Below are 22,832 nucleotides of genomic sequence, written 5' to 3'. Positions count from 1 at the left end.
CGGCAAATCTTCCTGTTGAAAACATCATATTTATGCACTAAAATTGCATATATTTAACATTGGAGCACTTATGACATCACAAATGATTGCAAAAATCATAGCCTTTGCATTGTACCTTGGCTTTATGGTTTACATCGGACTTAGGAATGCAAAGAAAAACAACAATTCTTCTGATTTTTTTCTAGGCGGAAGAAAACTCGGACCTTGGGTTACAGCATTAAGCGCGGAAGCTTCTGACTCTTCAGCGTGGCTTTTGATGGGACTTCCTGGACTTTGCTATCTTGGAGGAATCAAGGAAACTTTCTGGACAGCGATTGGACTTATTGCAGGAACTTACTTGAACTGGCTTTTTGTTGCAAAACCGCTTCGCCGCTGCACAATAGCATTTGGAGATTCCATAACAATTCCAGAATTTTTTACAAACCGCTTTAAAGACAAGACTCATCTTCTTTCACTTATTTCCGTTATTTTCATAGTTCTTTTCTTTACTATTTATACAGCTTCGGGATTTGTAGCCTGCGCCAAGCTTTTCAATTCTGTATTCAATCTTCCTTACCATGCAGGACTTGTAATCGGACTTGTTGTTATTCTTTCATATACAATTATGGGCGGATATTTTGCGGTCTGCACAACAGATTTTATTCAGGGACTTTTGATTTTTGTGGCGTTTGTCGTTTCTTCTTTGGTTGCAATTTTTGCGCTCGGCGGACCTGCGGAAGCGTTTGCAAAGGCAGCGGAATTCAGCGAAAAAGCCATGAATGGAGAATTCGGCGCGGAAATGCTTGCAAAATTCACGGCAAACAAAAACTACAGCGCAAGCTCAATTGTTTCAGCTCTTGCCTGGGGACTTGGATATTTTGGAATGCCTCACATCATTGTGCGCTTTATGGGAATCCGCTCAGAAGAGGAGCTTACTAAAGCACGCAGAATCGGAACAGTCTGGATGGTTATTTCGTACATCGGAACTTTTTTAATCGGAACACTCGGAACCGCATATCTTCTGCCAAAGCTTCTTTCTGGAGCAGCAGCCGAAACAGTTTTCAGCGAAACAATGCTTAAAATGTATCCGGCATTTATAGCGGGAATTTTCCTTTGCGCGATTCTTGCGGCATCAATGAGCACGGCAGACAGCCAGCTTCTTTCAGCAGCAAGCGCAGTAAGCCGGGATTTCTTCAAGGGAATTGTAAAAAAAGATGCGGATGAAAAATCAGTTTTAAATGTAGGACGCATAACGGTTTTTGCAATTGCGGCAGTTGCATTTTTCCTCTCGTTAAATCCTGAAAGCTCAATATTCGGACTTGTAAGCTATGCCTGGGCTGGATTCGGCGCAACATTCGGACCGCTCGTTCTGCTTGCGTTGTTCTGGCGCGGAATGACAAACAAAGGCGCAATTGCAGGACTTATTGCAGGCGGAATCACTGTTGTTCTGTGGCATAATATGTCCGGCGGAATTTTCAGCATTTACGAAATTCTTCCTGGCTTTATAATCTGTCTTTTGGTTTCTGTAGTTGTAAGTCTTTTTGACAAAAACAAAGATGCCGAAATGCTTGCAGAATTCGACAAGTACAAATCATTAAGTAAAAAATAAATTATGACTTATTGTCATTATCAGGCTTAAAGTTTTATGTCATTGTCCGGCATGACCGGGCAATCTTAATAGAAGCTGTCCAGCAAAGTTTTATCTTTAATGGACAGTTTTTTTTTGCAAAAAACTCTTTACAAATGTTTCTTTTAACAGTAACATATAAGCATTGAAAATTTTACAAAAGCAAAATTCATTCTTATATTAGGAGAAAAAATATGAAGAAACTTATTTTTATCGCAGCTCTTTTTTCTGCATTTTCAGTTTATGCCAAGCCAGCAAAAAAAGTTAAAATAGGAATTGCAAAAATTGTTCAGCACGTTGCATTGGACGACATTGAGCGCGGCGTAGTTGACGCAATAAAGGACGCTGGAATTGATGCGGATTACGACTTGCAAAATGCAAATGGAGATGTTGGAACAGCAGCACAAATTGCAAATCAGTTTAAAGCGGAAAAAGTAAATGTCGCAGTTGGAATAGCAACTCCAGTAGCAGTCGCGCTTGCCACATCAATAAAAAATACTCCAGTTGTCTTTGGAACAGTTACAGATCCTGTTGGAGCCGGGCTTGTTTCAACAGTAGAGCACGGACAGCGCAATGTAACAGGAATGAGCGATGCGATTCCGACAGAACAGCACATAAAGCTTTTTAAGGAAGTCGCCGGAATAAAAACTCTCGGATATATTTACACAAGCAACGAAGACAATTCAGCAAGCGCACTTTCACTCGTAGAAAAAGGATGCAAAGAAGCAGGAATAAAACTTGTAACTCAAAGTATCACAAAATCCGATGAAGTAAAGCAAGCCGCAGAAGCAATTGTAAACAGAGTGGATGGAATTTATCTTTCCACGGACAACACGGTTTTCAGCGCAATTGCAAGCCTCGTGAATGTTTTTGGAAAAGCAAAAAAGCCGATTTTTTCGGGAGACGTTACAGCGGCAAAAGAAGGCGGAATTTTTATGGCAAGCGGATTCAATTATTACAAAGCAGGCCGCGCAACAGGAGAAATGGTTGTAAAAATTCTTAACGGGGCAAAGCCTGCAAGCCTTCCTGTAAAATTTATGACAGATCCTTCAGATTCAGATTTTCTGATTGATTTGGATTCAGCGAAAAACTGCGGAATTTCAATAGACAAAAAATATATTGATTCAGCAAACTTCATATATCAAAACAGAAAACTTTCAGAAAAATAAAGCGACTTATGATTTCATCAATAATAATTGAAGGTCTGATTTACGGAATAATGGTTCTGGGTGTTTTTTCAACATTCAGAATCCTGAATTTCTGCGACATGACAGTTGACGGCTCTTTTCCTTTGGGAGCTTGTGTTCTTGCATCTTGTCTTTTAAAAGGCATAAATCCGGCGGCGGCGATTTTCATTTCATTTTGCGCAGGACTCATTGCAGGTCTTGTAACAAGCGCGATTTACACAAAACTCAAGATTCCAGATTTGCTCGCAGGAATTCTTACAATGACAATGCTTTATTCCGTGAATCTTAGAATTATGTCAAACAAGGCGAATGTTTCTTTCCTAAAGATTCCAACATTGTTTTCAAAAATTTCTGATTCAATGTACGAATATTTTCCTTCAGTTGATCCGCAATGGGGAATCGTTGTTTTTCTGATTATTTTTGTTTTAGCACTAAAGGCTCTGCTTGATCTTTTTTATCATACTGACCTTGGGCTTACAATGGGCGCGCTCGGAGCGAATCCGCAGCTTATAGTTTCGCAGGGAATAAATCCAAGCATTTTAAGAGGAATCGGAATTTGCTTCGGAAACGGACTTGCGGCATTGGCAGGAGCTTTTGCGGCAATGTACAATGGCTTTGCTGACGTTGGAATGGGAACTGGAATTGTAGTTTCAGGACTCGCTTCTTTAATGCTCGGAGAATTTGCAATCCGCTCAAATAAAATTTCAGTGCAGACATTCCGCGTAATCGCAGGCTCTTTTATTTACAGAGCGCTCATGATGCTTGCCCGTAGCTATGGATACAAAATCCACATAACGCCAAATGACTTAAAGCTTGCAACAGGAATTCTAATCATAATCTGCCTCATTATTTCCCGCACAAACTTAAAAGAAAAATTCAAATCGTTCAAAAACGGAGCTTCAAAATGATTGAGCTAAAAAACATTGGAATTACATTTAACAAAAATACTCCAGACGAAAACACCGCGCTTAAAAACATAAATCTTTCAATTAATAAAGGCGACTTTATAACTGTAATCGGAAGCAACGGAGCAGGAAAATCAACTTTGTACAATGTTATTTCCGGAACATATTCTCCAACTGAAGGCGCGATTTTTCTTGAAACAGAAAACGGAATAAAGGACATAACAAAAGACAAAGAATATAAACGCGCAAAGTATATCGGACGAATTTTCCAGAATCCGCTTTTAGGAACAGCCGGAAAAATGTCGCTTGAAGACAACATGGTCATTGCATCAAAAAAAGGATTCAAAGGACTTAAAATCAGCCTGAACAATAAAACACGCAGTTTTTTCAAGGAAGAGCTTTCCAAGCTGAACATGGGACTTGAAAACCGGCTTAGCGACAATGTTGAGCTTTTTTCAGGCGGACAAAGACAGGCTTTAACACTTCTTATGGCTGTAATGTCAAAGCCTTCGCTTCTTTTGCTTGACGAGCACACGGCGGCTCTTGATCCTTCAAACGCTGCGATTGTAATGGAACTTACACGGAAATTTGCAAAGGAATACAATCTTACAGTTATGATGGTAACTCACAATATGCAGCACGCGCTTGACTACGGCTCACGGCTTTTGATGATGGATTCAGGCGAAATTATAATGGACATAGGAAAAGAAGAAAAACAAAAGCTTACAATGGATTCAATAATCGAAAAGTTCCGCGCCATAAAAAAACATTCGCTTCAAAACGACCAGATGCTGCTTCAATAGTCCACGGAAATTTTGCTTAATTGTATTTTTCCCTTAGCCTTGCTATAATCCGTTGCTATGAGAATTTGGCTTAAATATTTAATTGGCATTGCAATCGGTTTAATTTCCGCCCTTGTTTTTTCACCTTCAACTGTTCAAGGACAAGCGGCTCTTGATTTTATTGTGGAAATTGCAGTCCGCTTCGGAAGATACGCGCTGCTTCCAGTTTTGTTTTTTTCTGTTTCAATTTCATTTTTTAAGCTTCGGGATGAAAAGCTTTTAACAAAAGCATCTGCCTGGACATTCGGCGTAATATTTTCATCATCGTTTGCGCTTATGCTTTTAGGACTTGTTTCCGCGCTTGCAATAAAACTTCCGCGCATTCCAATCACAACTGAAAAAGCTTCAGAAGCTTCTTCATTCGCATGGCAGACTTTGATAACAAAACTTTTTCCTTTCTCCGGATTTGAATCCTTAATGGACGGAGCGTACCTTTTGCCTTGCTTTATTTTTGCAGGACTTGCAGGAGCTGGAGCCGCCAGTGATAAAAACGCTTCAAAAGCAGCGGTCGGACTTTTTGATTCGCTCAGCAAAGTATTTTACATTGTCTTGAGTTTTTTCATTGAAATTTTCGCAGTCGGAATGATTGCCGTAATGTGTCGCTGGACAATAGATTTTATTTCAGCAATAAGCAGCGGAGTTTACAACGGACTTATAATAATGCTCACTGCGGATTTGCTCATAGTAGCCTTTATTATCTATCCGCTAATATTAAGATTTCTCTGCCACGAAATGCATCCGTATAGAGTTTTGTACGCTTCCATTTGTCCTTTTTTAGTCGCGTTTTTCAGCGGAGACACAAACCTTGCGCTTGCATTGAATCTTCGGCACGGAAAAGAAAGCCTTGGAATAAAAAGAAGAATCAATGCATTTTCGTTTCCGCTTTTTTCTATTTTTGGACGCGGAGGAGCAGCTTTAGTTCAGGCGGCGGGCTTTGTTCTGATTTTGCGCTCTTACTCTAGCCTCGGAATTCCAGTGCTGGACGTTTTGTGGATTGCAGGAGTTTCGTTCTTGCTTTCATTTGCCTTGGCAGAAATTCCTTTAGGCGGACCGTTTGCCGCAATCACTTCAATGTGCATTTTGTACGGACGCGGATTTGAATCAGGCTATCTTCTTTTGAAAAATGCAGTTCCCGTTATTTGCGCCTATGCAGCCGGAATCGATTCACTTACTGCAATGTTCGGAAGCTATATAATTGCTGTAAAAACAAAAATGATTCATCATCAGGAGCTTAGAAAATTCATTTAAAATGAACATTTGTCTTTTTTCCCCGGAAGAAATTTTAAATCCGCTTGACATTCAAGACGAGCGCGCCCAGCACATTTTGAAAATCCTTCATAAAAAAGAAGGCGAAAGTTTTTCAGCAGGAATTATCGGAGGACAAGCCGGAACTGCCGTCATAAAAAAAATTGAAGTCGAAGAAAAAAAATCTTCTGACGGAAAAAAAACATTTAAAGGCGGAAAAATTTATTTTGACTTTACACCAGAATCCGATGGAAAAAAACTTTATCCGCTGAAAATGATTATTGGATTTCCCCGGCCGATTCAGCTCAAACGGCTTTTGCGCGACATGGCATCTTTGGGCGTGCAGGAAGTTCACCTTACAGGAACAGAGCTTGGTGAAAAATCGTATTTAAAATCAGACCTTGCAACAAAAGGCGAGGCAGAAAAATTTCTTTTGGACGGAAGCATTCAGGCAGGCTCTACACAAGTTCCAAAACTTTTTATTCACCAAACATTAAAAAACTGCCTTGAGCAAATAAACCTTGAAGGAAAACTTTTTGCGCTTGACAATATTGATCCATCCCGAAATCTTTCCTGCGCATTGAAAGAAAAAACTCAAAAAGCAGTAGCCGCAATCGGAAGCGAGCGTGGCTGGACAAATTCTGAACGCCAGCTTTTTAAGCAAAATGGATTTGAGCTTTTAAGCATGGGAAAAAGAATTCTGCGGACAGAAACAGCGTCAACAGTCGCGACTTCACTTATCTTGGATTCCATGGGAGTCTTGGACTAAAATGATAAAACGCACAGGACACGCAGACTTGCCGCTTCATGTTGGAACAGTTCCCAAATGGCTTGCAGACAGAATGCGGGATCTTGGAACTCTGATTGTAGAATCGCTTTTAATTCAATACGGAAAAAAAGAAGTTTTGCGCAGGCTAAGCGATCCTTTGTGGTTTCAGTCATTCGGGGCAGTTCTTGGAATGGACTGGCATTCTTCTGGAATAACTACGAGCGTAATGTATGCTTTAAAGCGCGGAATAAATCCACGGGCAAGAGAATTCGGACTTTGCATTTGCGGCGGAAGAGGAAAATATTCGCGCAGAACTCCACAAGAACTTTTATATTTAAGCGAAGCGACAGGCTTGGACGGAACTTCTCTTATAAACGCAAGCCGCCTTTCAGCAAAAGTAGACGGAGCCGCAGTTCAAGACGGATTTCAGCTTTATCAGCACAATTTTATTTTAAGCGACCAAGGCGACTGGGCAATCGTTCAGCAAGGCATGAACACTCAAGCCAAAACAGCGCGCCGCTACCATTGGTGCTCGCAAAATTTAAATTCATTTGTTGAAGAACCGCATTCAGGAATCACAGGAGAAAACAAAGGCCTGATTTTAAATCTCACAGATTCTTCCGCAGCCACCACAAGAAATTCAATTCTGGAACTTTCAAAAGAAAAACCTGAAAAAATAATCGCTGAAATAAAATCCGTGCAAAAATTCGGACTGCCGCAAAAAATTCAGCAGGAACTTTTTGAAGACGAAACTGAAATCCAAATTCAAAATGAAAGAAACATAACACTTCCCGCTCATCACAATGTAACAGAAAAAGATGTAGATTTAAAACGCCTTGGAGCAGTTCTTGCAACCGCCTATGAAAGTCCTGCAGAAAATTTTGAAAACCTCCTTTTAACTCCGGGGCTTGGTCCTAGAACATTGCAGTCTTTAACTTTAATCAGCGAAGTTATAAACGGAACTCCAAGCAGATTCAAAGATCCGGCAAGATTCAGTTTTGCTCACGGCGGAAAAGACGGACATCCGTTTCCTGTTCCGATTAGAATTTACGATGAAAGTATAAGAGTTCTTGGAGACGCAATAGAAAAATCAAAGCTCGGCTACAATGACAAAAGCCAATGCATAAACAGGCTTCATGCAGCTGCTCTTCAAATAGAAAAAAACTGCGATCCAAAAGCTGACTTTGACAAAGCAATCAGCTATGAAAGGCAGAATTCTATTCGCTGGGGCGGAAAAACAGTCTAGCGTTTGCTAAGCATTTTATTTACAAGAACAGTTCCTACAAACTGAATCAGCTCAACAAGCACAAGAATAACAACAACTGCCGCAATCATTACATCAGTGCGGAATCTTTGGTATCCGTATCGAATCGCCAAGTCTCCAAGTCCGCCGCCGCCAATTGTTCCAGCCATCGCAGAATATCCAATCAAATTTATAATTGTAAGCGTTATTCCTGAAATCACAGACGGAAAAGCTTCTGGAATAACAACTTTGTAAATAATCTGCCAGTTTGTTGAGCCCATCGCTCTTGCAGCCTGAATCATTCCCGAATCAACTTCGCTTAAAGCAGTTTCAATTACACGGGCAACAAAAGGAGCCGCAGCAATGCTAAGCGGAATAATTGTAGCTTCTGTTCCAATGCTTGTTCCCAGCATAAGACGTGAAAGCGGAAAAAGCACAATCATCAAAATGATAAACGGAAATGAACGCAGGACATTTACAATCCGGCTTAAAATCTGATTCAAAACAGGACGCGAAGAAATTCCAGTCGGATTTGTAATGTAAAGCAAAACGCCAACAGGAAAACCAAGCACAAGAGAAAACAATGTGGAAAAGAAAACCATTTCCAAAGTCTGCAAAGATGACTGGCCAACTAAAACAAAAATCTGACTCATTTTTTTCCTCCAGAAACGTCTTCAACAATAATGCCTTGCTCCCTCAGAAAATCAAGAGCCTTTTCTATTTCAGTTTTTTTGCCGGAAAAATCAACAAACATAGCTCCAATGTCTTCGTTTTTTATACGCTGAATTCCGCCTGCCCTGATATTAAATTCCACATCGAACTGCTTTGCCATGCGGCTTAGAACAGGCTCTCCAGTTTTTTCTCCGACAAAATGAAGTTCAAACTGCCCGCCTTCATCAGACCAGCGCACAATTTCATCTTTGGAATTTGAAGCAATTCCTCTCATAAATTCTTTTGTAACTTCTGATTTAGGACAGCTGAAAATTTCCTTTACGCTTCCCTGCTCCACAATTTTTCCAGAATCAACAACAGCAACCTGCTCACAGGCATCGCGCACAACTTCCATCTGATGGGTAATCATTACAACTGTCAAATTCATTTTCTTCTGAATGTCGCGGATTAAATTCAAAATTGAAGTTGTTGTCTGCGGATCAAGCGCGCTCGTGGCTTCATCGCAAAAAAGAATATCCGGCTGAGTTGCAAGCGCACGGGCAATTGCAATTCTCTGCTTTTGTCCGCCGGAAAGTGTGCTTATCGGAGAAGCAGCTCTGTCTTCAAGTCCGACAAGCTTAAGCATTTCCTGAACACGCGGATTTATGACTTCCTTTGGAGTTCCGCAAATTTCAAGAGGATAAGCGATATTTTTTTCAGCGGTTCTTGAGCTGAACAGATTAAAATTTTGAAAAATCATACCAATCTTTCTGCGGCGCAAAATAAGCTCACGCTTGCCAAGGTTGTCAACTCTGTCATTGTTATAAAAAATTTCACCTTCGTCTGGCTTTTCAAGAAGGCTTATCAAACGAACAAGGCTGCTTTTTCCAGCGCCGCTTTTTCCGATTATTCCAAAAATTGTATTTTCAGGAATATCCAGTGAAATTCCATTTACAGCGGCAATTTTTCCGTTTGGACCTGAATATGTTTTTTTCAAATTGTTAAGTTTAATCTGCATAATAAAATAATAGTGAAATTCAAGTTGTGCTACAAGAAGATTTTCTTTATAGCCAGCTATAGTTTTTTCTAATAAATCAGTGTGATAATAAAAAACTATCGTTAGTTTTATTTTATTCCTGATTTTCCGCGTGCAATAAAATCCATTTTTCTAGCTTGCCGACGTAACGAATGGTCGGGAGTTTTCATATTTTCAACTTGCGCATTATGTTGAATCCGCTCCTTACGTTCGTTAGCCCAAACTGGAATTTCTGGATGCAAATCTCCTTTTTGAACATACTGCTCCCATTCTTCTGGCTCTGGAATTTCAAAGTTCATTTTTTCCCCAGTAACAGGATGAATAAATGCCAAAGTCCTTGCATGAAGCGCAAGCCTGTGGAAGGGGTCAGTTCTGGCCCTATAATTTTCATCTCCGGCAAGCGGATAATGCTTTGAAGCCAAATGCGCCCTTATCTGGTTTTTCTTGCCTGTATCCAAAGACAGCTCAAAAAGTGTATGAGTTCTGCCCCGCAATACAACACGGAAATTTGTGCGCGCTTCACAAGTTTCTGCCTTGTCATCAAGTTTTTTTGGAACATAACCTTGGTGGCACGCATTTTTTGCAAGCGGCTCATCTATGAGGCCAGAATCCGGCAGTTCAGTATGATTTCTTCTAGGGTTTTCTGCAACAGCACGGTAAAGCCTATCTGTAACCATAGTTTTCCAGCTGGACATTATTTTTTTCTGTACCCTTTCATTCAAGGCAAACATCATAACTCCGCTTGTGTCTCTGTCCAAACGATGCACAACAAAGGGTCGGTGGCTTTCAGAAAAAGTTCCTTTTTTACGCATGATTTTTTCCAAAAGCTCAATTGCTGTGCGAGATTTGCTTCCCGGATACGGAACAGAAAGAAGCCCAGATGCTTTGTTTATAACAACAAGATCCTTGTCTTCATACAGAATTTCTATGCGTTCCTTTCCATAGTCGCTTTTATGCTCTCTCTTGTATCTTGTGCTGGCTTTTACAAAATGCAAAGTTTCTTTCATGTCTCTACTATATAAATAATCTGAATAAAGTTCAAACGTTGCGCACAAATCCGAAAAAACATTAGACATCAAAAGCCAAGAATGATAATATAATATAATTAATTATATATCGGAGCTAAAAATGGATTTGCCTTTAATCGATGTTGAAATTCCAGAGGGAACAACAGAAATAACAGGAACAACTTTTCACAACCACCGCATGGTTTCTTCTATAAAAATTCCAGAAAGCGTCCTTGTAATCGGGGAAAACGCATTTGCCGACTGTGTGAATTTAAAGTCGGTTGAGCTTCCTGCAAATTTAATGGCAATCGGAAAGCGTGCATTCTACAACTGCGCATCCCTTGAATCCGTAGATATTCCTTCAAACATCACAACAATTGAAGAAGGAACTTTTGAAGACTGCACAGGGCTTCAGTCAATTGTTCTGCACGAAAACATTACTTCCATAAATGAAAAGGCATTCGCAAACTGCACTGGAATAAAAAATCTTGTTCTTCCAGACAACTTGATTTCATGCGCAAAATCAGCATTTCCAAACAGTGAAAAATATCTTCCAATAAACAAAAACTACAAGTACGAAGACGGAATGATGCTCAACACATTCAACAGCATGCTTTTGTTTTACAGCGGAAGCAAAAAAAATGTCGTAACTCCTGAAGGAATAAAGGGAATCGGAAGAAGAGCATTTTTTGGAACAGACATGGAATCTATAAAGCTTCGGGAAGGCGTTATAAGCATCGGCGAAGAATCTTTTGTAAACTGCGGAAGCAACACAAAAGTAATAATTCCTGAATCAGTGGATTTTATTGAAAACAGCGCATTCGGAACTTCTGTAAAAATTTTCTGCAAAAAAACTTCATATTCAGAAAACTGGTGCCGCAACAATCCAAACTGCGTCCAGCTTGAAGACGAAGAATTTTAAGCAACAATTAGTCTATGCTAACTTGTGTTTTTAATGTATATTTTTACCGGCAATAAATTTTTCGGAGGAATATATGAATCACAAGAATCTACGGAATTCACTGGCAGCGGCAGTTTTTATAGTTGCGTCAGGAATTTCAATAGCTGTAATGTCAGCTTGTTCAAAGCCAAAACCACTGCCGGACGGAACATTTTCTGGCAAAGCAGACGGAAGAAACGGCGCAATTGAAATCGCATTTTCTGTAAAAGACGGCAAAATCACTTCCACAGAAATTCTAAAAGAAGAAGAAACAGATTTTGCAAAACCTGCAATAAAATCAATTCTTGAAAAATTCGCTTCAACAGGAAAAACTGCCGGAATCGACACAGTTTCTGGCGCAACAATAACTTCCAAGGCAACTTTAGCGGCATTGGGAAACGCAATAAATTCAGCCCGCGGAAAAAAATCAGAACAGACAGAATACAAAGATACTTCCTGCGACATTGTTATAATCGGAGCGGGCGGAGCAGGACTTTCTGCAGCAACAGAAGCCGCAAGCAAAGGCGCAAAAGTAATCGTCCTTGAAAAAATGGGAAACGCTGGCGGAAACACAATTTCTGCGACAGGCGGACTCAATGCGAGTGAAACTTCAATTCAAAAAAAGCTTGGAATTCAAGACACAAACGAGCAGTTTTTTGAAGACACAATGAAAGGCGGACATTACAAAAACAATCCAGAACTTGTGCGCAACATGACTGAAAAATCCGCAGAAACCGTGGACTGGCTTATTTCAATTGGCGCAGACTTGACTGATGTTGGAAAAATGGCAGGTTCCACAAACAAGCGCACTCACCGCCCGCAAGGAGGAGCCGCAGTTGGCTCAAACCTGATTCCCGCGCTTGAAAAGGCAGCATTGAACGCTGGAGCAGAAATCCGCTATTCAAACAAAGTTCTCGACATAACAGAAAAAGACGGAAGAGCAGCTGGCGTAAAAGTTTCAGCAGGAAGCAGCGAATATACAATCAGCGCAAAAGCCGTAATAATTGCAACCGGAGGATTCGGAGCAAATCCGCAGATGGTCGTTTCATACAAGCCTGAACTAGAAGGATTTGGAACTACAAACCACAAGGGCGCAACTGGAGACGCATTCGGCTGGATAAAAAAATTCAACGCAGGTCTTACTCAGATGGAAGAAATACAAACTCATCCAACTGTTGTTCCAGGAAACGGCACAATGATTACAGAAGCTGTCCGCGGAAACGGAGCAATTCTTGTAAACCGCGATGGAAAAAGATTCTGCACAGAAATGGCGACACGCGATGTAATGTCAAAGGCAATTCTTGAGCAAAAAGGAAAAACAGCATTTCTTGTATTTGACCAGGATGTGCGCGAATCCCTCAAGGCAATTGAAACTTATATAAAAAACGGACTTATTACCCAAGGCGAAACTGCAAAAGAACTTGCGGAAAAACTTGAAATTCCTAGCGATGAATTTGAAAAAACAATGGCAGATTATGTGCAGATTCAAAAATCAGGAAACGACCCATTTGGCAGAAAGTCTTCAGAAATGCCGCGACCACTTACAAAAGCTCCGTTCTACGCTGTTGAAGTAGGTCCTGCAGTCCACCACACAATGGGCGGAATAACAATAAACACAAAGGCGCAAGTTTTAAACGCAGATAAAAATCCTGTGCCTGGACTTTATGCGGCTGGCGAAGTTACAGGCGGAATCCACGGCGCAAACCGACTTGGAGGAAACGCAGTAGCAGACATTTGCATCTACGGAAAAATCGCCGCCGACACCGCGCTTGAAGAAATAAAAAAATAAAATATAAGATTATCCGGTCTAGCCGGATAATGACAAATAATGGTGCATTCTTAACTGTCATTCCCGTACTTGATACGAGAATCTAAAATAGATTTTCGGGTCAAGCCCGAAAATGACACTTCTTATTGCAACCGTAATTGCACAACTTTAACTGTCATTCCCTTGCTTGACAAGGGAATCCTTTTATTAAAAACAAAAATCCGCTTTTTACCCTATCAATTGCAACAATCCACGCAATAAAGTAAAATAAAATTCATTTTAGAACTTTGAGGGATTTATGATTTTTTCACCTGTAGAAATCGAAGAAACAGTAAATATGTTCATGCGCCAAAAGCTTGATGTAAGGTGCATAACAATGGGAATATCGCTTTTAGACTGCGCAGATTCAGACGCAAAAAAAGCAAATCAAAAAATCTATGATAAAATAATGCGCTACGCTGGAAAACTTGTTCGTGTAGGCCAGGACATAGAAAAAGAATACGGAGTTCCAATTATTAACAAAAGAATTTCTGTAACTCCAATCGCATTGGTTGCAGGAGCAAGCGGAGAAAAATCCTACGTTGAATACTGCCGCACTCTCGACAAATGCGCAAAAGAGCTCGGTGTAAATTTCATTGGCGGATTCAGCGCGCTTGTTCAAAAAGGAATTACTCCAGCAGACAGAATTTTAATTGACTCAATTCCAGAAGCCCTTGCAACAACAAATTTCGTCTGCTCAAGCATAAACGTGGGAACAACAAAAAACGGAATCAACATGGATGCCGTAAAGCTCATGGGAGAAACTATAAAGAAAACTGCCGAAGTTTCCCGCAACTGCGAAATCAACGGCTGCGCAAAACTTGTAGTCTTTACAAATGCGCCGGAAGACAATCCGTTTATGGCAGGAGCATTCCATGGACCAGGAGAAGGAGACGCTGTAATAAACGTTGGAGTTTCAGGACCAGGAGTTATTCTTGCAGCTGCCCGTGAATATAAAGGCCGCCCGATCAATGAGCTTGCAGACGGAATTAAAAAAATGGCGTTCAAGATTACACGCATGGGACAAATGGTCGGAACAGAAGCCGCAAAACGTCTTGGAGTAAACTTTGGAATCCTAGACCTTTCACTTGCACCTACGCCGGAAGTTGGAGACAGCGTTGCCCGCATTCTTGAAGAAATCGGACTTGAAGGAGCAGGCGCGCCAGGAACAACAGCAGCACTCGCAATGCTTACCGACATGGTAAAAAAAGGCGGTGTAATGGCTTCAACAAACGTAGGCGGATTAAGCGGCGCATTTATTCCTGTAAGCGAAGACGAAGGCATGATTAACGCCGTAAAGCAACATTCAATTACTCTTGAAAAACTCGAAGCGATGACTTGTGTTTGCTCTGTCGGACTTGACATGATTGCAATCCCAGGCGACACACCGGCAACAACAATCAGCGGAATCATGGCGGATGAAATGGCGATTGGAATGGTAAACAACAAGACAACTGCCGTGCGTCTTATTCCAGCTCCAGGAAAAAAAGCCGGTGAATGGGTTGAGTTCGGAGGACTTCTTGGAGGCTGCCCTGTAATCGATGTAAATAAATTCGGTTGCGCAGACTTTATAAACCGCGGCGGAAGAATCCCGGCTCCAATCCATAGCTTCAGAAACTAAAAATATATAGGCATTGCATTGAGCCAGATAATGCATCTCACTTTTGCCATTATCGGATAATGTCTATACTTGCATACTTTGTAATTCCCCAGCTTGACTGGGGAATTTCTTTTCAGTTTTACACAGCAATAGACTTTTAAAACTAGCTCATGGTATAATCAGCGCATGAAACACAATATGCAAATTTTACAAGAGCTAGCCTCAAAAAACGGACCTCTTTGCGTTGGGCTAGACACAGATCCTTCTTACATTCCGCAGAATTTACTTGAACAGTTTTCTCCGGCGCAAGCTGTTCTTGAATACAATAAGCTTTTAATAAAAAGAATTACACAAGACAAAAGCGCATGCTGCTTTAAAGTCCAGATTGCTTACTACGAGGCAATGGGAATTGAAGGACTTAAAGTTTACTCCGAAACTTTAAAGACAGTAAAAGATTCCGGGCTAATCTGCATTTCAGACATAAAAAGAGGCGACATTGCAGCCACAGCAAGCGCGTATGCAAAAGCTCATTTTTCAGGCGATTTTGAATCAGACATAATCACAATAAATCCTTACATGGGATTCGACACATTAAAGCCATTTACAGAATTCTGCGCTTCCAAAGGGAAAGGAATTTTTGTCCTGCTTAGAACAAGCAATCCAGGAATGACAGACATTGAGCAAAAGGAACTAAAATCAGGCGGACGCGTGCTGGACGAAGTTGGAAAAGAACTGGAACGGATCAGCAGCCAAATGAAAGCAATATTTCCAGAACAAACATGCAGCCCAGTTGGAGCAGTTGTAGGATGCACAGAAGAAAGCGACGCAAACTATCTTAGGCAAACTTATAAAGACATTTTCTTTTTAATTCCAGGATACGGTGCGCAAGGAGGAGCTGCAAGCATTTGCGCAGCTTTGTTAAAAAACGCAGGCGGAACAGTAAATTCTTCTCGCGGAATTCTATGCGCTTGGAAAAAAGATTCTGATTGCATAAAAAAACAGCAAGACGGAAAACTTCTTTCATTTGATGACATAGTAGAAGCCGCTGCAAAAGCTGCCATAGCCTCAAAAAATGAATTAACTAACATTCGTTAAAATCAAAAACACACAAACTAACGGTCAGCAATAAAACAAGGAACTTTTTATGGATAAGCCAGAGATTGACAAAGACGGAAACGGAATTCTTTTTTCAGGAAATGCAAAAGTTATAGAATGCAAGGAAATTCACAGCAATGTATTTCTTTTAGAAACAGAACTTGAGCTTGAACGGAAAACTCAAATTTCGCCTTTGCCAGGCCAATTTTATCTTGTAAAAAGCTCAAGAAGCAATGTTCAGTTTGGCCGCCCAATAAGTGTTTATCATGTCGAACGAAAATCCGACACCAATTTAAGGGTGCAGTTTTTAATTTTGCAAAAAGGAGAAGGTACAGTTGAGCTTTGCCACCTTTTAAAAAATGATTTAGTTGAACTATCTGGCCCCTTAGGTAACAGTTTTGAAAAAACAGAAGGCAAACTTTGCATTTGCGGCGGCGGAATCGGAGTTGCTCCAGTTGCAAATTTCGCTTCATCGCTTCCACCAAAAAGCTACGACTTCTACGCAAGCTTTAAAAGCGGCTCTTATGGCTTAGAAAACATAGAACCAGAAAAACTCATAATAACAACTGATGACGGTTCTGTTGGAATACATGGAATGGTAACAGCCGCCTTGACATCTGACACCATAAAAAATGAAGGGTACAGTGCAGTATACGCTTGTGGCCCCACACCAATGTTAGCCTATATACAAAAAATTGCAAAAGAAGCAGGCGTAAAATGTTTTTTGAGCATAGAAAAAAAGATGCTTTGCGGTGCCGGTGCTTGCCTTGGATGCACAATACGCACAAAAGAAGGAAACCGCAGGGTATGCAAAGACGGCCCTATTTTTGACGCTGAAATCCTAGAATTTGAAAAACCGTCATTTGCAAAAAGAAATCCATTGCCGCAAAACATAGAGCCAGATTTATCTGTTGAAATTGCAGGAATAAAATTTAAAAACCCAGTGATCGCAGCAAGCGGAACATTCGGTTTTGGACAAAATTACCGTGGATTTTTTGATGTTTCCAAGCTAGGAGGAATAAGCTCAAAAGGTCTTACTTTAGATCCAAAAGCTGGAAATTCCGGTGAACGTGTTATCGAAGTTTCATCTGGGGACATAAATTCAATTGGTCTTGAAAATCCTGGAGTTCCGCACTTTATTCAAAACGAGCTGCCGGAAATGCTAAAACTAGACACAGTTTCAATTGCGAACCTTGCAGGACACGACCTAGATTCCTACGTAAAAGGCGCAGAGCTTTTGGACAAAACTCCAGTTCCAGCAATCGAACTGAATATAAGCTGCCCAAATGTAAAGGCAGGCGGAATGGCTTGGGGAATAAATCCAGAAGCCGCATTCACTTGTGTCAGCGCAGTTAGAAAAGCTACATCAAAGCCTTTGATTGTAAAACTGTCCCCTAACGCACCGGACTTGGTTTCTGTGGCCCTTGCCTGCATAAAAGCCGGAGCAAACGCATTAAGCCTGATTAATACAATTCAAGCAGTTTCAATAGACATTGAAAGCGGCCGTCCTGTATTCGACAATATAAAAGCCGGACTTTGTGGACCTGCTGTAAAGCCAATTGCGCTCCGCATGGTCTATGATGTTGTAAAAGCAGTGAACTCGCTTCCGAAAGAACAGCAAATTCCTGTAATCGGTTTGGGCGGAATTTCAAAATGGCAGGACGCAGTAGAATTTATAATGGCTGGAGCTAGTGCAATTCAGGTTGGAACAGCAACTTTTTCAAATCCAAAGACAATGATAGAAATCATCGAAGGCCTGAAAAAATTTATGCAATCCCACGGATACAAGAAAATTGACGATTTCCGCGGAATAGCACAAGTATAAAATTCTATTCACGCCATTTTTCATCTTCTTCCTCTTCTTTTACAGAATCTGGAAGAACTGTTTTCTTTGCGGCAACTGTATTTTCAGAAGAATCTCTTGTTTTTTTAGGTGAACCGCCGAATTTTTCATCAAGCGAATATTTTTTTACAATTTTTGTCGTGATTTTTGAATAAAGAAAAAAACTTAGGACAAGCCCTATTGTAAAACTTCCAAACAGCGCGTTGCCATAAACTTCAAAATTTGCAGCATGGAAAACAAACTTCAAAAAGACAAAGCAAATTCCAAAAAGCGAGCCTATTATCAGAGCTGTAAAAAGAATGTTTACAATGCTTGAAATCAATATATATAGAAGATAAAAAACTTTTTTGTTCATAATTTATTCCTTTTTATTGTTTTTGCTGTCAGATTTTACCTGAAGCGCAAATGTTATTACAAAAATAATTCCGCAGACAACAACCGCAGAGTCCGCAACATTGAATGTCGGCCAGCGTTCCATTCCGAAAAGTCCAAAAAAATAGCAGTCAATAAAATCAACGACTCCTTCCGGCCGGAAAAAACGGTCAATTAAATTTCCAATTCCGCCGCCAAGAATTCCGCAGATAGCCCACCGCTGAAGCTTTGTAAATTCATTGTTTCTAAAATAAATCACGTAAACTGCAATAATCACAAAAAGCGGCAGCAAGGCAAAAAGAATTCCCCTAAGACCATCAGAAAGCCCCGATCCCATGCTGAACGCAATAGCATTGTTGCGCACGTGGATTAAGCGCAGATATTTTCCAAAAATTTCAATTACGGCGTCATCGGCAAAAACTGTAAGGCGCGGAATAAATTTCACAACAAGGCATTTTGTAATCTGATCAAGAAGAATCACCGCAAAAGAAAGTGTAAGCGGCAAAAGTTTATTTTTTGTGTTCTGATTCATAAAATAATTATAGTACAAAAACGCCAGGCTTTACAACAATTCAAAATGCACTTGAACTGGCTTCTCATTTTCTCTATTATTTTAGCATGAAATGGTTGATTGCTTCTGACATACATGGCTCATCTTTTTATTGCAAAAAACTTCTTGAAAGATTCACTGCGGAAAAGGCAGACAGACTTTTGCTTTTAGGCGACATTCTTTATCACGGTCCACGAAACGACTTACCCAAAGAATACAATCCAAAAATTGTAACAGAGCTTTTAAATGAAGTTTCAGAAAAAATCACTTGTGTAAAAGGAAACTGCGATTCCGAAGTAGACCAAATGGTTTTAAACTTTCCGATTATGGCGGAATATGCAATCCTAGATGTTGGAAGCAGACTTGTCTTTGCAACTCATGGACATATTTTTAATGAAACAAATCCTTTAAAAATGCCAAATAAAAGTGTTTTGCTCTGCGGACATTTCCATGTTCCAAAAATTGTTAAGCATGAAAACTATCTGTACCTAAACACAGGGTCAGTTTCTCTGCCAAAAGAAAATTCGTGGCACAGCTATATAATTTTTGATGGGGACAGATTCTGCTGGAAAGACCTAGAAAGCGATGAGGAAAAACTTAGTATCCGCTTATCATCTGAGTATTGATAAAATCTGTCAGAACTGTACCCAAATGATTTGACATATAACCGCTTCTGTCTGGCTGTACCCCAAGAACTGCACCCAAAACTGGCTCCGTATTTTCAACAGGACCAAAGCCTTTTGTGGTATAGTCATCTATATAAGCCAAATCAAAACTGCCAAATATCTTTACAAAGCTTTTCTGGCTTACATACTGCATTGAACCAGACAAATCTTCATCTGTAACCAAGAAAACTGTATCCTTTTTTGTAGGGTTGCACAACGAAAGCAGAATCCAAAATTTTTCGCTTGTAGAATCTGATTTTTTTTGAATCTGTTCATATTTATCAGGGTTAAAAATCTTTTGCTTTATTGCCAAAAATCGCCTTATCCATTTTAAATCTGTACCCTTTTTTGAGGCCAGATCAATTTCTTTATAAAAATCCAAAGAATAAACAGAAAATCCGTTATACGCAAGCTTGTAAAAAAATGATGTGTAAATTTCAGAATCTGCTGTTTCTGGCGGCGCAAACAAAACAATTTTTCTTCCTGCGGGACTTTCTGTTTCCGGCTCAAAATTATAAAGCTTTGCAGAAGGAATTGTGAAAGGCTTTTTCAGCTCAGAAAATCCTTCTTGAAAACTTCCTGAATACAAAACAGTTTTTTGTTTTACAGGCAAGCGATTTTTTTTAGGATTCATCGGGCGGAAATAGATAACTGCAAAAATCATCAGCGCGGCAAAAAGAGCGTTCAGCGAGCAAATCAAAATAAGTTTTAATTCATACTGATCCAAAATAACATCAGAGAACATCCTCAAAACAGAGCGGACATTCCAAACGGCAGACAAAAATGCAAGCGCAAAAATAAAAAAATTTTCAACAGAAAGCGTAAAAACAAAAATATTTACAACCGCAATAAAAAGCCCCGCAAAAGGCGCAATCGACAGCGAATCTTTTCTGGAATGGTTCACAAAAACAAATCTGGCGTTTCCTATAAAAAGCAGAGCAAGAACAAGCAAGTCTGCCAAAGTCTGGTTTGTCATTTTAACTTTTCCTGTGTTTCCTTGATGATTTTTTGGAACTGCTCCAGCGATTTTTCTATGCTGAACTGGCGCGCATGGCTTATAATTTTTTCTTTCTTGAAAGTGCCTTTTGAATCAAGCTGTTCAAATTCAAGAATTGAATCAGCAACGCTGTCTGTTTCCTGCTTGTCAAAAAAGATGCCTGTCTTTCCGTCAACAACAGTTTCCAAAGCTCCACCTTTTCCAAATGCAATCACAGGACGACCGCAAGCCTGAGCTTCCAAAGGAGTAAGCCCCAAATCTTCTTCCGCACAAAAAATAAGAGCTCGGCAACGCTGAAGATATGAACGGACTTCTGAATCTTCTGCTCTTCCTGCAAAAAGAATATTCTTGTCGTTTCCTGCAAGTTTCTTTAGATTCTCCATTTCAGAGCCAGCACCGATAACAACAAGTTTGCGTCCAAGTTTTTTACACGCGCTCACAGCCAAATCAATACGCTTGTAAGGCACAAGGCGCGAAAATGCAACATAAAAATCTTCCGGCTCAACATCAGCAGGGAAAAAACGTTCAGTATTTATAGGACAATAAACAACTTTAGCGTCCAAGTTCCAGAATTTTTTTATACGCCGGGCAATATAGTTTGAATTCGCTACAACAGCATCAATTCTCTGGCTTGAAATAAAATCCCACTGCCGCAAAGCAGGAATCCAGCGGTTCATAAAAAAGCGTGTCAGTTTTCCGCTTCTCTTTCTGTAGTCAAAAAACAAATCCCAGGCATAGCGCATCGGGGAATGAATATATGCAACATGAGGAACAGAAGGCGGCGTAATTACACCTTTTGCGCAGCAAGATGAAGAGCAAAGAACCAAGTCATATCCTGAAAAATCAAAAGCCTCAAACGCATTCGGCATGAATTTTAAAAGCTTTGTATAAATTCGAGAAGCAAAAGGAAGTTTTTGTATATAAGAAGTGTAGATTTTATTATTGGCAAAATGACTGCCCATCTTTTTTTTGTTGTACACAAGAGTGTAAATATCAGCATCTGGATAAAGACGAAGCATATATTCAACCCAAGTTTCAGCGCCGCCATAATTTACAAGCCAGTCATGTACAATTGCAACTTTCATTTTTCGTTTTCCTATGAATGAATTTTAATGTAAATCTGAATTGTTTTCAATGAATTTCAGACTGAAAGAGATTGAACCCAAGCCTGCATAAGAATTCCAAAAGCAACGCCAACATTTAAAGACGCTTTTAATCCTGTCATCGGAATTGAAACTCTTCCGTAGTCAGCTCTTTTTAATGCTTCTGGGCTTACACCAAGCTCTTCTGAGCCGATTATTACAATTCCTTCTTTTGGAAAAGAAAATTCAGTTATGGGAGTTCCGCCTGTTTCCAAAACAAATACAGGCTTATCCTTCGGAAGTTCTTCTAGTGAACATCTTTTGTAACCCAAAGTTTCTATGCAGCCCATTCCGCTTCTTAACGCACGAGGCTGATTTGGATCTGTGCAGTTCGGGGAAATAAAAACACTTTCGCAGCCCATCGCTTCCGCAGTTCTAAAAATAGAGCCAATGTTAAACGGAGAGCGGATGTCTTCTGCATAAACACTCACACCTTTGAAAAACTTTCTGCTTTGAACACAAAGATTTTCACTGGAATGCGGCGCAATAACTAAATCCCATTCCGCTGGAAAAGTTCCTATTATGGCCAGCAAGGAATTCCGGGCAAAATTGCAAACTCTTCGCTCATCAAAAACTTCTGCTTCAATAAGTTTTTTTAGTTCTTCTGCTGCGCTTTGTGGAAGCTTTGGGTCATCCAACACAATCTGCGCAACGGTTTTTGTGTATTCGGCACGTGTCATTCCCGGAAAATTATATTCAGTTCCATGTTCCGCAATGCCGGCAATGTCGCGTTCAAGCTCGCCAAAAGTAAGAGCCAGCTTGCGCCTTTTTTGTCCCGGTTCAAGCTGAAAAAGTTTTCCAGGATTTATCATCAGTAAGCCTTCTTTATGATTTCAAACAAATCATCAGTTGTCATGCTTCGCTGAAGGCTGTTTATAAGCTCAAGCTCGCCAGCATCTTCCGCCGCAACAGAAAGCTGCTCTATAGAAAGCGAAAGGTCTTTTAAACGTGCCGGAATATTTATCTTCGCAATTTTCTGCCTTACATAGTCCGCAAGAGAAGCAACTGCTGAAGAAACAGAATCTTCCGGGCGGGAAGCATTCAAAAGCCGTGAAAGAACCGCAAGTTTTTCAGCCTTAAATGAAGCCGCATCTTCAATAATATACGGAAGCAAAATTGCAGAAATCAGCGAGCGGGAAATTTTATATCTTGAATTTATTGCAAGCGAAAGAAGATTTGCAGCTCCAAAAGAACTTGAAGCGGCTCCCAAAGAAGCCATGCATCCGCCTTGAGCCAAAAGAACTTCCTGCGGAGTTGTAACAGAAAGATTCGGCGCACCATCTTCCGCATAGCTCAAAAGCTGAACGGATTTTTCTATAATCATATCGCT

The 22,832-nt window shown here is 40.3% G+C and carries 22 protein-coding genes; 13 read left to right on the top strand and 9 right to left on the bottom strand.

The window, feature by feature from the left end; translation table 11 throughout:
• Positions 1-70 precede the first annotated feature (70 nt).
• The 7 genes from putP to Q0N70_RS09765 all read left to right on the top strand — a co-directional run bounded on the left by putP (position 71) and on the right by Q0N70_RS09765 (position 7,800).
• Positions 71-1,588 (top strand): sodium/proline symporter PutP, encoded by a 1,518-nt coding sequence (gene putP / locus Q0N70_RS09795; protein ID WP_294016241.1) that lies wholly within the window; start codon positions 71-73, stop codon positions 1,586-1,588.
• Positions 1,589-1,800: 212 nt separating this feature from the next.
• A complete protein-coding gene (locus Q0N70_RS09790; RefSeq protein ID WP_294016239.1) occupies positions 1,801-2,775 on the top strand; it encodes an ABC transporter substrate-binding protein in 975 nt (324 codons plus the stop codon).
• Positions 2,776-2,783: 8 nt separating this feature from the next.
• Complete coding sequence (locus Q0N70_RS09785; RefSeq protein ID WP_294016237.1) at positions 2,784-3,701, top strand: ABC transporter permease; 918 nt, start codon at positions 2,784-2,786, stop codon at positions 3,699-3,701.
• Entirely contained in the window at positions 3,698-4,501 is an 804-nt protein-coding gene (locus Q0N70_RS09780) for an ABC transporter ATP-binding protein (RefSeq protein WP_294016235.1), read from the top strand. Before Q0N70_RS09785 ends, Q0N70_RS09780 begins: the two co-directional genes overlap by 4 nt.
• A gap of 57 nt (positions 4,502-4,558) precedes the next feature.
• Positions 4,559-5,788, top strand: coding sequence for a cation:dicarboxylase symporter family transporter (locus tag Q0N70_RS09775; protein WP_294016233.1), 1,230 nt, complete (start codon positions 4,559-4,561; stop codon positions 5,786-5,788).
• A gap of 1 nt (position 5,789) precedes the next feature.
• On the top strand, positions 5,790-6,554 hold the full coding sequence (locus Q0N70_RS09770; protein WP_294016231.1) for an RsmE family RNA methyltransferase: 765 nt from the start codon (positions 5,790-5,792) through the stop codon (positions 6,552-6,554).
• 1 nt (position 6,555) lies between these two features.
• Positions 6,556-7,800: a DUF763 domain-containing protein gene (locus Q0N70_RS09765; protein WP_294016229.1), complete on the top strand. Its 1,245-nt coding sequence runs from the start codon at positions 6,556-6,558 to the stop codon at positions 7,798-7,800.
• Here Q0N70_RS09765 and Q0N70_RS09760 read toward each other — a convergent pair.
• From Q0N70_RS09760 to Q0N70_RS09750, 3 genes are all read right to left on the bottom strand, one after another.
• On the bottom strand, positions 7,797-8,450 hold the full coding sequence (locus tag Q0N70_RS09760; protein ID WP_294016227.1) for a methionine ABC transporter permease: 654 nt from the start codon (positions 8,448-8,450) through the stop codon (positions 7,797-7,799). The genes Q0N70_RS09765 and Q0N70_RS09760 overlap by 4 nt on opposite strands.
• The gene (locus Q0N70_RS09755; RefSeq protein ID WP_294016225.1) at positions 8,447-9,466 is read right to left on the bottom strand and encodes a methionine ABC transporter ATP-binding protein; all 1,020 of its coding nucleotides are present in this window, start codon (positions 9,464-9,466) and stop codon (positions 8,447-8,449) included. The genes Q0N70_RS09760 and Q0N70_RS09755 overlap by 4 nt, the downstream gene beginning before the upstream one ends.
• A 107-nt stretch (positions 9,467-9,573) precedes the next feature.
• On the bottom strand, positions 9,574-10,491 hold the full coding sequence (locus Q0N70_RS09750; protein ID WP_294016223.1) for an RluA family pseudouridine synthase: 918 nt from the start codon (positions 10,489-10,491) through the stop codon (positions 9,574-9,576).
• 121 nt (positions 10,492-10,612) lie between these two features.
• Between Q0N70_RS09750 and Q0N70_RS09745 the strand changes: the two genes are divergently transcribed.
• The 5 genes from Q0N70_RS09745 to Q0N70_RS09725 all read left to right on the top strand — a co-directional run bounded on the left by Q0N70_RS09745 (position 10,613) and on the right by Q0N70_RS09725 (position 17,758).
• Positions 10,613-11,413 (top strand): leucine-rich repeat domain-containing protein, encoded by an 801-nt coding sequence (locus tag Q0N70_RS09745; RefSeq protein ID WP_294016221.1) that lies wholly within the window; start codon positions 10,613-10,615, stop codon positions 11,411-11,413.
• A 73-nt stretch (positions 11,414-11,486) separates the two neighbouring features.
• Positions 11,487-13,220, top strand: coding sequence for a flavocytochrome c (locus Q0N70_RS09740; RefSeq protein ID WP_294016219.1), 1,734 nt, complete (start codon positions 11,487-11,489; stop codon positions 13,218-13,220).
• A gap of 277 nt (positions 13,221-13,497) precedes the next feature.
• Entirely contained in the window at positions 13,498-14,859 is a 1,362-nt protein-coding gene (locus Q0N70_RS09735) for a PFL family protein (RefSeq protein WP_294016217.1), read from the top strand.
• Between the two features lie 165 nt (positions 14,860-15,024).
• Positions 15,025-15,933 (top strand): orotidine-5'-phosphate decarboxylase, encoded by a 909-nt coding sequence (gene pyrF, locus Q0N70_RS09730; RefSeq protein WP_294016215.1) that lies wholly within the window; start codon positions 15,025-15,027, stop codon positions 15,931-15,933.
• 49 nt (positions 15,934-15,982) lie between these two features.
• The gene (locus Q0N70_RS09725) at positions 15,983-17,758 is read left to right on the top strand and encodes a dihydroorotate dehydrogenase (RefSeq protein ID WP_294016213.1); all 1,776 of its coding nucleotides are present in this window, start codon (positions 15,983-15,985) and stop codon (positions 17,756-17,758) included.
• Positions 17,759-17,762: 4 nt separating this feature from the next.
• Here Q0N70_RS09725 and Q0N70_RS09720 read toward each other — a convergent pair whose 3' ends face one another.
• Positions 17,763-18,131 carry a hypothetical protein gene (locus Q0N70_RS09720; protein ID WP_294016211.1) on the bottom strand — a complete coding sequence of 123 codons (369 nt, stop codon included), beginning with the start codon at positions 18,129-18,131 and terminating at the stop codon, positions 17,763-17,765.
• Between the two features lie 3 nt (positions 18,132-18,134).
• Positions 18,135-18,680 carry a signal peptidase II gene (gene lspA, locus Q0N70_RS09715; RefSeq protein ID WP_294016209.1) on the bottom strand — a complete coding sequence of 182 codons (546 nt, stop codon included), beginning with the start codon at positions 18,678-18,680 and terminating at the stop codon, positions 18,135-18,137.
• 86 nt (positions 18,681-18,766) lie between these two features.
• On the opposite strand from lspA, the gene yfcE reads away from it, so the two are divergent.
• Positions 18,767-19,324, top strand: a complete 558-nt coding sequence (gene yfcE, locus Q0N70_RS09710) for a phosphodiesterase (protein WP_294016207.1) — start codon at positions 18,767-18,769, stop codon at positions 19,322-19,324.
• Here the strand turns inward: yfcE and Q0N70_RS09705 are convergent.
• The 4 genes from Q0N70_RS09705 to Q0N70_RS09690 all read right to left on the bottom strand — a co-directional run.
• Positions 19,296-20,339: a hypothetical protein gene (locus Q0N70_RS09705; RefSeq protein WP_294016205.1), complete on the bottom strand. Its 1,044-nt coding sequence runs from the start codon at positions 20,337-20,339 to the stop codon at positions 19,296-19,298. The genes yfcE and Q0N70_RS09705 overlap by 29 nt on opposite strands.
• The gene (locus tag Q0N70_RS09700; RefSeq protein WP_294016203.1) at positions 20,336-21,445 is read right to left on the bottom strand and encodes a glycosyltransferase; all 1,110 of its coding nucleotides are present in this window, start codon (positions 21,443-21,445) and stop codon (positions 20,336-20,338) included. The genes Q0N70_RS09705 and Q0N70_RS09700 overlap by 4 nt, the downstream gene beginning before the upstream one ends.
• Before the next feature lie 56 nt (positions 21,446-21,501).
• Positions 21,502-22,314, bottom strand: a complete 813-nt coding sequence (locus tag Q0N70_RS09695) for a TrmH family RNA methyltransferase (RefSeq protein ID WP_294016201.1) — start codon at positions 22,312-22,314, stop codon at positions 21,502-21,504.
• Positions 22,314-22,832 (bottom strand): iron-containing alcohol dehydrogenase (locus tag Q0N70_RS09690; RefSeq protein WP_294016199.1); only part of this gene is annotated, 519 nt, incomplete at its 5' end. The genes Q0N70_RS09695 and Q0N70_RS09690, both read right to left, overlap by 1 nt.

The sequence above is a fragment of the uncultured Treponema sp. genome, from assembly GCF_945873775.1.
Classification (GTDB): domain Bacteria; phylum Spirochaetota; class Spirochaetia; order Treponematales; family Treponemataceae; genus Treponema_D.
This window is presented reverse-complemented; position numbering and strand designations above follow the sequence as displayed.